This is a genomic window from Magnetospirillum aberrantis SpK, from assembly GCF_011022235.1.
Lineage (GTDB): Bacteria > Pseudomonadota > Alphaproteobacteria > Rhodospirillales > Magnetospirillaceae > Magnetospirillum > Magnetospirillum aberrantis.
Window position 1 is genome coordinate 1 of the sequence record NZ_JAAIYP010000030.1, and the last position, 12,247, is coordinate 12,247.

Sequence of the window (12,247 nt, forward strand, 5' to 3'; positions counted from 1 at the left end):
GCCCGAGGAGATCGCCGCCCCGGCGGTGGCGACGTCGCGCCCGGCGGTGATGGACACCGCCGAATTCCCCGTCACCGAGGCCTGCTGGTGCATGATGCCGTCGCTGCCGTGGCTGCCCTCGACCGTGGTCACCGCGGTCGAGGCCACCACGTCGCGCCCGGCCGACACGGTCACCGTGTCGCCCTTGAGACCGCCCGACAGGTTGAGCACGTCGTCGGCGGCGGTCACGTCCAGCGTGGTGCCGGCGGCCAGCACGCCGCCCTGGTTGACCACGTCGCCCGCCGACGCCACCTTCAGCGCGCCAGAAGTGGAGATCGCCCCGGAATTGACCACCTGCGCCGCCTGGATGGCGGCGGTGGTGGCGATGATGCCGGCGCTTTGTGGCGCGATGTTGTCGCGGCTTACCCGCGCCAGGTACAGATGCGGGGCCAGCATCGTCTGGCCGTCCACCTCCACTTCCTCGAACCACACGATGTCGTGGGTCAGCGCCGCGATCTGGTCCGCCGACAGACTGACCCCGAAGCTGAGGTTGAGGGCGGTCCGCTCGGCCACGGCGTTGTCCAGCAGCGCCTGCATCTGCGCCGCGTCCGAGGTGATGGCGGGCGACAGATAGCGCTTGCCCGTCTCGGCGAAGACGGCGTCGCGCACCAGCTTGGTCTCGTAGGCGGAATCGCCCAGGCGCCGCGCGATGTCGTTGGTGTCGATGCCGGCCTGCTGGAGGAAATAATCCGAGCCGTAGAAGGCCCCAAGGTTGCTGAGAACCGGGTCGGTCTCGACCAGATAGTTGGCCAGCGGGTCCTTGGTGCGGACGTACAGGCCGGCGGCATCGGCGGGAGGAATGGCCACCAGCGGTCCGTCCACCGGCGTGAAGCGCGCGTCGAAGGCGACGCCGCGCACCGAATCCTCCGGCGAACCGGCGACCAGACCGTAGAGCGGTACGCCCTGCACCACGCCGACATTGGCCACCGTGCCGGTGAACTGGGCGGTCAGCAGTCCGGCCGTCTCGATGGTGCCGTAGAGGTTGACGGTCTTGTTGGCCTGAAGCTGGCGATCCTGGCTGTAGCTGATTTCGTCGCGGTATTCGTGCCGCGTGCAGACGCCAGCTCTCTTCTTGGTACAGACCTTGTGCACGTAGTGGTGCGTGACGTCGTCGATCCGGGTAGTGGTCAGCACCGGCGCCGAATTGGTCAGCGAGCCGCCGCGCAGGGTCATGTCGCCGTTAGCGTGGATCAATCCCTGATCGTTGGCGATGGAATCGCCGTCAAGGGTGATGGCGCCGTCGGCGAGAATCTTCGGGGCCTCGGAATCGACGCTGACCTGCTGGATTTCGTAGCTGATGGAATGGTCTGTGTAACTTTCCAGCGGGGCCGCCTCGGTGACGGTGGTGACGGCGAACGCCTTCTTGCGGTTGATGATCTGCCCAGCCTTGATGGACAGGTTCGCCGCAGTGCCGTCGCCCAGGCCGGCCTGGATGGTGCCGGACACGTTCTCGACGGTGCCGGCGGCCCCGGTGTCGCCATTGTCGATGCTCAGGCCGGTGGCGCCTATCAGGGTGCCGCCGTCGTTGGTCACCGTGCCGGCGGCCACCACCTTCAACTGCTTGCCGGCGAAGGCCAGACCCTGGTTGGTCATCTGCGCCGTCACCGACAGGGTGAGGTCGTCGCGGGCGCTGATGGAACCGGAATTGGCCAGGATGTCGGCGGTGATTTTTCCTTCGCCCTGGGCGCTGATGCGTCCGGCATTGACGAGGATGGGGGCATCCAGTTGGGTGGTGCCGCCGGCGCTGATCACCGCGCCGGTCTCGTTGCCGAGAACGGCGGAGGCGGTGAGCGTGACGCCGCCGACGGCCGAGATGGTGTCGAAATTGTCCAGACTGCCGACGGAGGCCGTCACGTTGCGCCCGGCGGTCACCGCGCCGCCGCTGGCGGTCATGGTGTCTGCCGACAGCGTCACGTCACGGCCGGCCTGGATGCCGCCGGTGGTGTTGGCACTGGCGGTCGCGGTGACCTGGACGTCACGGGCGGCCTGGATGCCCTGGGACTGGCTGCCGCCGTCCAGGGTGCCGACATCAAGAACCACGTCACTACCCGCCGTCAGCAGGGCGTCGTCGCCGTGGCTGAGGATGCCGGCGGTGGTGACGCTCAAGGTGCCATCCAGCGACACGCTGCCGTCGTCGGCGATTCCGGCCGCCACCCTGGCGCCGTCCAGGGTCACCGAAGACCCGCCGAGCGTCACGTCACCGGCCGATTGCACGGCACCACCGGTGGCGTCGAGCGCACCACCGGCGGCAATGTGTGTGGAATCGTGGGACGTCACGGTGGCATTGTGAATGCTGGCGCCGCCGGTGGCGGCCAGCGATGCCTGCCCCTCGTCGCCCCCCTGACCGGCGGCGATGATGGCGCCATCGGCGGAAAGCGAGCTTCCCGACAGCGTGATCGACCGTCCGGCACTAATCTGAGCAGTCGTGGCGGTCAGGGCGGCGTCGGCAGCCAAGGTGGCGTCAGCCGTGACGGTCACGGTGTCGGCCGCCACCTTGGCCCGCGTCAGGTCCACATTGGCGCCCCGCACGGTGGCGGTGCCAGTCGCGCTCAGGGTGGCGTCCCGTGCGTTGAGGTCGTGCGCGGTGGTCACCGACATATCGCCGCCGGCCTTGATCTCGGCGGCGGAAACGTCCGCCGATTCGGCGTTGACGTCCACGTTGCCGGCGGCAATCACCTTCACGGCGTTGCCGGCGGCGGTCACGTCGGTGGCGGCGGCCACGGACAGCGAACCGCCGCTGGCCACCTGCTTGTCGATGGTCACACCACCGCTCTGAGAAGCCAGCGCCATGTCCCCGGTGGCCGATGCGGTGGCGCGCAGGGCCAGGCGGCCGTCGGCGGTGATGCGCAGTTCACCGGCATTGGCGGCCATTTCGCCCAACATGTTGACGCCGACACCGCGTTCGGTGGCAAGCAGGGAGATGCGGTCGGCATACATGCCGCCGAGCGCCGAGGAATCGATGGCGAACGATGGTGCGTTGGCTTCGTCCCCGGCCTGGGTGGTGGTGACACGGGTGGCGTAATCCATATCGTTGCGCCCGGCGACGACGTTCAGCCCGTGGGCGTTGACGGCGCCCTCCAGCACCACCGAGCGGCTGATCAGGTCCAGCACGTCGATGCCGTTGGCGTTGAGCCCGCCGCCGCCGACGCTGATGTCGCCTTGACGGACCATCAGCGAGACCAGTCGACCCGCCCCGTCGATCTGGGGCGTTCCGGTGGTCAGGGTCACGCGCGGGCTGTTGATGAAGCCGCAGCCATTGCAGGTGACGCCGTTGGGATTGGCCAGGATGAAATCGGCGCTGCCGCCGAAGATTTCGGTGAATCCCTCCAGGCGGGAGCGGTTGGCGCTGGTGACCTCGGCCAGGATGGTCGAGGCTTGGCCGTGGCCCACCAGATTGGGATTGGCCAGCACCACGCCGCCCAGTTTCGACACCCCGTCGATAGCGGAATTGTTGAGGACGACACCGACCGCGCCGACGTTGTAATCGCTGAACTTGTTGTGCGACAGTCCGGTGCCGTTGGGGGCCACGATGTTGACCAGCGGCACGCCGTTCGTCGCCTGACCCACCCCCGGACGCTGCTGTGCCGCCGGATCGGCGACGATGCCGTCTCCCGCATAGGCCAACATCGGCTGTAGCAGCAACGCGGCGCAGAGGGTGGAACTCAACAGGTTTTGCAGGGATCGGCGCGGGCTCATGCGGGTCCTCAGTATTCCACCGTCAGCGACAGGTAGGCTTCGTGGTCGCGTTCGCGGATGAAGGCGGGGGCGTTCAACGGTTGGGAATAGGTGGCGGACAGCATCACCATGCCGCCCGACGTGCGCAGGCCGGCGGCCCAGCCGGCCATCGCGCCGCGTTCGTAATCGTCCTTGGGATCTCCGCGCAGGGCGCCGTAATCCAGGGCGACGAAGGGGGTAACGCGCCCCAGGCCGAGGTCGATCCAGCCCTCGCCGGTTTCCGGCAGGGTCAGGGCCAGTTCGTTGCGGACATAGGCGCCGGTGTCGCCGCTGATGTACTCGGCATCGAAGCCACGCACCGAATATTGGCCACCCAGCGAGATGCGCTCGGGGCTGTACAGCGTGTCTTCGCTCCACTGCCCGTGCACGGCGCCAGTATAGGTCAGCGACAGACCGCCAAGCTGAAAGGGGCGCAGGTAGGAGATGTCGGCACTGGCCTTGTCGAACTGGGCGTGGGGAGAATCCTTGGGCAGCCCGGCCTCGTCGGCCTTGGCGTGAACCATGTCGAGACCGTGTTCCCAGGTGCCGCCAAACGACAGCAGCCCGCCCAGCAGACGGCGGCTGTGACTGAAACCGAGACCGGCGACGGACAGGCTGTAGGAACTGGTGTCGAGCTTCTGGTCGTTGAAATAGGCGTTGGCGGTATAGGTGCGGAACAGCCCCTTGACCGAGGTCTTGCTGTCGGCGTCGCGCTGGACCACGCGCTCTAGCTCGACCTTCCGGGTCTTGGTGTTGCCGGTGCTGTGATAGGTCTGCACCGTACCGAAGACCGGCGAGGAATAGTCGGAATAGCTGGCCGACAGCGACAGCGTCCAATAGCCGAACGGCACCGAGAAGAAGCCGTTGACGCTACGCGAGGCGCGCCAGTTGCCGTCATGGACGGCGCTGCGGTCGGTGGTCAGCGACAAGAAGTCGTTCACGCCCAGCAGATCGTCCACCTCGCCGGTAGCCTGCCATTTATTGCGGCCGGTGCTTTCCTGGCCGCTGTTGTTGATCCCGCCCGACAGTCGCCAGCGTTTCCGGGGCTCGTTCTTCACCACGACGCGGGTGCCGCCCTGGGTGGAACCGGGCTCCAGACTCATGGTGGCGTTGTTGGACCGCAGGCGGTTGATCTGGTCCAGCCCCTGCTCGATGTCACGGAGATTGAGCGGACGGTCAATCACGCCGGGAAAGGCGAACAGCATCTCCAGGGAGTGGGCGGATTCGGACGAGTCGGGGGGGATGTCCTCGACCTTGCCCTCGACCACCACCAGGCGCAGGGTGCCGCCGCGCATGTCCTGCTGCGGCAGATAGGGTCGTGCCGCCACATAGCCCTTGTCCACGTAGGCCTGGCTGATGGCCCGCATCAGGTCGTTGAGGTCGCTGAGGGCCAGGCACCGCCCCACGAAGGGACGGACGATCTCATCCACTTCGTCCTGGGACAGATGGACGGTGCCCTCCACCTCGATGTGCAGGACGTCGACACAGCCGCCCTGTTCTCCTTCCGGGGGAGGGGACGGCAACTCGAAAGGAATGGTGGTCTGCCGCTCGGCGCCTTCCCTGGCACGGCGCTCCTGCTCGCGCCGCTGCTCCTCCTGCTGACGCTGAATCTGTTCCTGCTGGCGGATGATGGCGTTGAGATCGGAAGACGGAACCTGGGCGTATACCGGAGGCGCAAAGGCGGAAAACACGATCAATGCACATGATGAACGCATAAAAAACATTTTTAGGGGGATATGTACACTGCTCTCCACGTCTTTTACGGGCGTGAAGATAAATGTATTTGCAACAGGATTTAAATATGTCCCGACTACCTATGCTGGAGGTAGGGTACTTACCCGAGGGGGAAATTGCAGAACCGGCTTCGATACGGTGCGGCTCACCCTCAACTTCCTCCTCATGGCTGCGAAGTGTCTGGAAGAGCTGAGATCAAGGGCTTGGGTGTAGACAAGCTGGAAGTGTCGATGCGTGGCGACATCTGTCGCGGCCTTGTATGGGGGAGTCGCTTCCGGCCCTCGTGTTCCCTTGCGGGACGCTCCCCTGCGTCATGCGCAAGAGAGATGTCTGCGATTTATCATGTGAAATTGCACGATGGAGAATATTTTTACGATAATGTCTATGATATCAAAATATTTTTTGATGTCGTGTGCGGGCCAGAACTTAATTTTTCCAGAAATAGTTCTGGCCCGACGTCAGCATTAATCTCTGTGCGCCCCCAAGTCTGCATAAAAATCGGGTGCGTTATGCTTGAGAATCGCGGCGATGATTGCCCCGATGACGGCGGCGACCGCCAGCATGGCGGGCAGGATGATTGCCAAGGTCGATGATGCACCGGTCAGGACGTCGAAATTGACGACCGCCAGCCCGCTCATGGCTGTCAGCAGGACCCCGGCGATGGCGGGGATCAGGGCGGTCCTCAGTGAGCCCCCCTCCAGGTGGGGGCGGCGGCGGAAGAACTGCACGACCGAGAACGATGTCAGCGCCATCAACACCATGACCGCCAGGGCGCCAAGATTGGTTAACCACGAGAACATGGACAGGATCGGGTCCAGCCCGGCGATGGCGAAGAGTGCGACCATGGACAGCGCCAGCAGGCTTTGCAGCACCGATCCAAGATGCGGGCTTTGGTGAATGTCGTGGGTCTTGCCCAGGAATCCTGGCAGCAGGCGCTCGCGCCCTAGGGCGAAGAAGTAACGGGCCACCGCGTTGTGGAAGGCCAACAACGCCGCGAACAGGCTGGTGACGAATAGCAGGCTCATGGCGGTGGTCAGTGCCGATCCCACATATTGGTCGGACAACTGGAACAGAAATGTGCTGGGGTCCTGCAAGCCTTGAAGTGTGTCCGACAATTTGTCGATACCGGCGCCTAGCGCCATGCACCATGTGGTGAAGGCGTAAAACACGCCGATCAGAACCACCGACAGATAGGTGGCGCGCGGAATGGTGCGTTTGGGATCGTGAGCTTCCTCGCTGTAGATGCTGGTGGCTTCGAAGCCGACGAAGCTGGCGAAGCAGAACAGCATGGCGATGGACAGGCTGCCGCTGCCGATGGTGGACGGCTGGAACGGAAGGCTGTTGATGCCCGCATCGCCGCCCTGGCGCAGGATGGCGACATCCAAAATCAGCACCACGAGAAACTCGCCCAGAACCAGTAGCCCGAGAACCTTGGCCGACAGGTCCACATTGCGGTAGCCCAGCACGCTGATGACAAGAGCGGCCGTCAACGAGCAAATCCACCACGGGACCGTCAGGCCCAGATCGGACTGCAACCATGCCGACGTCGCCGCGCCGAACATGCCGTAGATGCCCACCTGCATGGCGTTATAGGCCAGTAATGCCAGGATCGCCGCCGCGCCGCCGCTGATGCCGCCCAGTCCCTGGACGGTGAAAGCATAGAAGGCGCCGGAATTGGAAATGTTCCGCGCCATAGCCGTATAGCCGACGCTGAACAGCAATACCGCCAGCGTCACCAGGGCATAGGCTCCTGCTAGGCCGGCACCGTTGCCCAATAGCATGGCGATTGGCGCACCGCCGGCGACCGCCGTCAACGGTGCGGCGGCGGAGACGACGAAGAACGTAATGGCGCCGACGCCCAAGGCGCCGCGCCGCAATTCGTGAACCTTGGGAAGCGGAGCCTCCACCACCATGGAATTGCTCATATGGTTCATGGTCACACCACCCTCGCAAACGTCGTACCGGCTCGGCGGCCGGAATGGAACTTGCGCTTATCCCTGTCGCATCAATGGCTTGAATGCGGCGGGGCAGAGGGTGAGACCTCCTGATTGCGCAAGAGTGACTAAAAAACGCGCATTTCCAAGAATGCCTATTTTTCCTTCACATGAGGCCGAAGGTATGGAAGGGTGGTTCTGCAAACTTGACATCTCGCGCCACGGATTTGGCAAGATCCGCCGGGCGCGCAGGCCAGGAGAAACGGGATGGCGACCGCCGAGCCCATGGTGATCTCGTCGCTGTTGCAGCATGTTGTCGATGGGGTCCGGGAGCGCCGATTGGACCCCGCACCGCTGTTGCGCCGCCATCATATTCCCCAATCCTGGCTGCTCGATCCCTATGGCGAGGTGCCGTTGCGCAAATACGTGGAAATTATGGAGGAGGCCGCCCAACTGGCATCCAGTCCCGATTTCGGCCTGCAATTGGCGCGTGGTGTCACGCCGTTCAATCTTGGGCCGGTGGGACTGTTGTTCGCCAGCTCGGCCGATCTGGGCCGCTCCCTGTACGGTCTGGCCGCTCATGTGGGGGTGGTGCAGGAGCGTACGACCTGCGATCTGACGCCGGGTGAGGAAACCGCCATCTTTCGCTATCGTATTGAGGATGAGCGCATCCGGGGAAAGCGGCACGAGGCGGAATACACCCTAGGCGTCACTTGCCAACTGATCCGCTCCATCGCCGGCAACCGCTGGGACCCAGAAGAAGTGCATTTCGAACACCCCGCCCCCGCGGCCACCCACGCTCACGCGGCGCTGTTCCGGGCGCCGGTCTATTTCGACCAGCCCATCAACGCCATCATCATGCGCTGCCGTGATCTGGAAATCCGCAACCCGCAGACGGACGAACGCATGGCGTCGTTCTTCCTGCATCACGTCGCCATGATGCGGCGTCATCGCGGCGACCGCCAATTGCTGACCGATCAGGTCCGCAGCATCGTGCGCAATCACCTGCCCAGTACCGATGGAGTGGTCAACGCCGAGCAGGCGGCCAAGGCCACTGGCCTGTCGGCCCGCTCCATGCAGCGGGCGTTGCAAAAGGAAAGCACCGGCTTTCGCGCCATCAAGGATGCCGAGCGCAAATCCCTGGCCCAGCAATATCTGTCCCAGACCGGCACACCGATTACCGAGGTGGCGCTGATGCTGGGCTATGCCGATCCCGCCTGTTTCACCCGCGCCTGCCGCCGCTGGTTCGGTGCCTCGCCGCGCAGGGTGCGCCAGGGCGCAATGGGGGGCTGAACGCGAAAACGCGGCCCGGATCGCTCCAGGCCGCGTGATGTCGGCTGCCCTTTGAAATGATCCGTTCGGGCAGCCGGAAAACCCGGGCGGCGTTGAGGGTCACCGTCTTGGCGTGAAGTGATCCAACGAATCACTTCATTCGTCGGGCGGCATGAGACGTCGAGGGGGAGGGGTCAGACCGCCGCCATGTAGTTCTTGGCGAAGCTGTCCGTTTCCACATGCCACAGAATGGGCGTGCCCTTGACGATGAACCAGCTGTCGCCAACGCAGTAGGTCTGGCTTTCACCGGTCGTTTCGTTGGTCAGGGTCACCTTGCCCGCCACCACGGTGGCGTGCTCGTTGAACGGATAGACCATGCGGAACTTGCCCTTGGTGCAGGCGAAATAGCCGCAACTTATGGGCGAATCCGGCGCGCCATGGACCATGGCGCCCGAGGCATTGCATTCGCCCTCCAGGATTTCCGAACCCAGATTGGCGACGGTGCCCCAGGGGTCGAGGGCCGCCGGGCAATTGCCTTGCTTGATGGGGAACATGACGTTTTTCTCCTGTGGTGATGAAATCAGCGACGGCCGGTGAAATAGCCCGAGAACTGGTGCCAGAACTTTCCCGCCGACATCAGCGGCGCCCGCAGGCGTTCCTTGCCCAGGATGCGGGCGTGCGGAATGGACTTGAGCAAGTCGAAGCGGCCGGACCCTTCGGCCATGCCCTCGGCCAGCACCTTGCAGACGATATGGCTGGGGGTGACGCCGAAACCCGCGTATCCCTGAACGTAGAACACGTTGTCCCGCCCCGGCAGCGAGCCGATTTGCGGAAAAAGGTTGGCGCCACAGCAAAGCGGACCGCCCCAGGCCAGTTCGATCTTCACGTCCTTGAGATAGGGAAATATCTTCAGCATGTAGGCGCGGTTCCATGCCGCCAGATCATCGGGAACGTATTCCAGAACACGGGTGGCGGTGCCGAACAGCAGACGGTTTTCATTGGTGACGCGGAAATAGTCGATCACCGGGCGGATGTCGCTGTAGGCGCCGCGGATCGGACTGATGCGTGCGATCATTTCGTCCGACAGCGGCTCGGTGGCGATCTGGAACGCGTAGGTATTGATGGTATGACGGTAAAGCGATGGCTCGAGTCCGTTCAGGAAGCCGTTGCAGGCCCACAGCAGCTTGGAGGCGCGCACGCTGCCGCGCGCCGTGCGCACGGTGACGCGGTCGCCATACTGAACATCGATGACCGGGCTGTTCTCGAAGATCCTGGCGCCATGGTCCGACAGAGCCTTGGCCTCGCCCAACAGCAGGTTCAGGGAATGAACGTGGCCGCCGCCCATGTGCAGCAATCCGCAACTGTAGGCGTCGGAGCCGATGATGGAGTGGGTTTCCGCCCCGGTGACCATGCGGATGTCATCATTGGGCGAAATCGCCCGGAATTCCTTTTCCCATTCGCGCAGGGTCTTTTCCTGGCGGCGGTTGAAACCCATGTAGCCGTAGCCGTGGCGGAAGTCGGCGTTGATGCCGTATTTCTCGACGCGCCCCTTGATGATGCCCGCGCCCAGATTGGCGATTTCGAAGATGGTCTCGAGCCCTTTGGGACCCACATGCTTGCGGACAAGTTCGATGTCGTGACCGATGCCTGCCATGACCTGGCCGCCATTGCGGCCGGTGCCGCCATAGCCCAGATAGCGACCTTCCAGCACCACGATGTTGGTGATGCCTCTCTCGGCCAGTTCCAGGGCCGTGTTGATGCCCGAGAACCCGCCGCCGATCACCACCACATCGGCGTCCAGGTCGGCTTCCAGGCGCGGGTAGCTCAGGTCGTACTTGCGGGTCGCCGTGTAGTAGTTCTTGGCGTCCAGCTTGTTCATGATCATGTTCATCGCGGCACCTCACGCCTTGAAAAATCAGCCCGGCCAAAGCGGGCGTCGTTGCTGCATCCTGGCGTTTCCGTGAGGTGTCTGCGGGATATTTCACGCCAAAAACTTGATACTTTGCGCCGAATTGATGCGTGCATAGGCATATCCCTAATGCGCAAAAAAAATGGGCGCCTCTCGGCGCCCTGGTAGGAGGTAATGGCAGGGATGGTCAGAATTTGACCATGGTGACCAACTCGAACACCTCCATGGCATCGTTGCCATAGGTGGTTTTGGCGCTGGTTCCCGGCATCAATCGCCCATAAACACCCGACACGGTCAGCCATGGGGTTGCGGCCCAATCCGCGTGTAAATCGATTTCCTGACCGAAATCCTTGGAAGCGCCGTTGCTGCTCTGGTCCAGGCTGAAGTCGTAATAGATAGCGCCCAGTTGTACGGTATCTGCCGGATTCACCGTCGCATGGACCATGTGCAGGTTTTCATTGCTGTTGAACAGCAGGTACTGGCCCGCCACCTCGCCATGGAAATACGATCCCCAACCGCGCAACATGCCGTAACGCAAGGGATCGAATGCCTCGGATCGGTCGGCGGTGCCGCTGTCGTCGCCGCTGAAATGGGCATAGCGATAAGACAGGGTTGGTTTCCACGGTAAAACCGAGAAGGTGTACCCGACCTCGCCGTACCAGGCGTCGGTGTCCAATTTCCGCCCAGCGGCGTTGTTCTTTTGCAGCACGTATTCGCCCGACAGGAAAAGGTCGGGTGCCTGGGGTACTGGCGTGCCCTGGGCGCGGAAGTCGTAGACCTTCATGCCTTTCCGCAAGCTGGAGACGCCGTCGCTGCCGACTAGGCCGGAATAGCTGACATCATCGTCGGCGACGCGCAGGAACGCCGCGCCGATGGTCCCTATGCCGTTCTTTCTGGCTTCCAGATTGACGCCTTGGATGGACATGTTTCCGGTGTTCCGGTCGCTCTTGAGCCAGAACGCATCGGCATGCACGACGTCCCACTGGAAACGGGCGATGGCGGAGTTCGCCCATGCACTGCGGGCACCGAACCAATATGTTCCCTCTTTACCGACATCCGCATTGCCGTCAGCCAACAGGAAGCCATCACCCAACACGAAATCCTGGCGGCCGGCCGAAAGATCGACGGCGTCCTTCTGCGGCAGCAGGTCACCCGTTTTCCACCCCAAGGCCAACCGTTCCAGATCACCATGGGATGTCCCCCCATGGGTGAGTTGCGTCCCGGTTGCCGACACCGCGTCACCTTCGCCTTGAGTGGTGGTGCCGACCACCGCGACATTGCCGTAGAAGGTGCCCATGGATGTCGTGTTCACGTCGCCCGATAAGCCTGGCTTGATATAGGCTTCGAACCAGCGGGGATTCCCTTCTCTGCTGCCGTCCTTGAGCGACGTGACGCCAGCACCAAGCCGGGCATTGTTCACCGCAAAGACGCCTGCGCCGCCAGTGAAATCAAATTGCAGTCTGACCCCATCCTTGTCGTAAAGCGGGATTCCTGATTGAGGTGCCGCACCGGTATCCGGGGCATCCTCAGCCCATGCAGCGCTGGTGCCGCAAGAAGCCGTGAAAACAAACATCGAAAAAATTAAGCGGTTCACTGTAGCTGTTTTAAAAGGCATGGCGGAGCTCCGAGGTGAGATACGCGACAG

General features: G+C 63.3%; 7 protein-coding genes. 1 reads left to right on the forward strand and 6 read right to left on the reverse strand.

The window, feature by feature from the left end:
- The 3 genes from G4223_RS05015 to G4223_RS05025 all read right to left on the reverse strand — a co-directional run.
- Positions 1–3,735, reverse strand: a 3,735-nt coding sequence (locus G4223_RS05015) for a two-partner secretion domain-containing protein (protein WP_163675917.1), incomplete at its 3' end; no start/stop codon positions are given.
- A gap of 8 nt (positions 3,736–3,743) precedes the next feature.
- Positions 3,744–5,468 carry a ShlB/FhaC/HecB family hemolysin secretion/activation protein gene (locus G4223_RS05020; RefSeq protein WP_163675920.1) on the reverse strand — a complete coding sequence of 575 codons (1,725 nt, stop codon included), beginning with the start codon at positions 5,466–5,468 and terminating at the stop codon, positions 3,744–3,746.
- Between the two features lie 483 nt (positions 5,469–5,951).
- Positions 5,952–7,421 (reverse strand): APC family permease, encoded by a 1,470-nt coding sequence (locus tag G4223_RS05025; protein ID WP_205762393.1) that lies wholly within the window; start codon positions 7,419–7,421, stop codon positions 5,952–5,954.
- A 267-nt stretch (positions 7,422–7,688) separates the two neighbouring features.
- Between G4223_RS05025 and G4223_RS05030 the strand changes: the two genes are divergently transcribed.
- Complete coding sequence (locus G4223_RS05030) at positions 7,689–8,714, forward strand: AraC family transcriptional regulator (RefSeq protein WP_163675922.1); 1,026 nt, start codon at positions 7,689–7,691, stop codon at positions 8,712–8,714.
- Positions 8,715–8,887: 173 nt separating this feature from the next.
- On the opposite strand, the gene G4223_RS05035 is transcribed toward G4223_RS05030, so the two are convergent.
- The 3 genes from G4223_RS05035 to G4223_RS05045 form a co-directional block, all read right to left on the reverse strand.
- A complete protein-coding gene (locus G4223_RS05035; RefSeq protein WP_163675925.1) occupies positions 8,888–9,247 on the reverse strand; it encodes a cupin domain-containing protein in 360 nt (119 codons plus the stop codon).
- 26 nt (positions 9,248–9,273) lie between these two features.
- A complete protein-coding gene (locus tag G4223_RS05040; protein ID WP_205762394.1) occupies positions 9,274–10,584 on the reverse strand; it encodes an NAD(P)/FAD-dependent oxidoreductase in 1,311 nt (436 codons plus the stop codon).
- Positions 10,585–10,789: 205 nt separating this feature from the next.
- On the reverse strand, positions 10,790–12,217 hold the full coding sequence (locus G4223_RS05045) for an alginate export family protein (RefSeq protein ID WP_163675928.1): 1,428 nt from the start codon (positions 12,215–12,217) through the stop codon (positions 10,790–10,792).
- Positions 12,218–12,247: the final 30 nt, after the last annotated feature.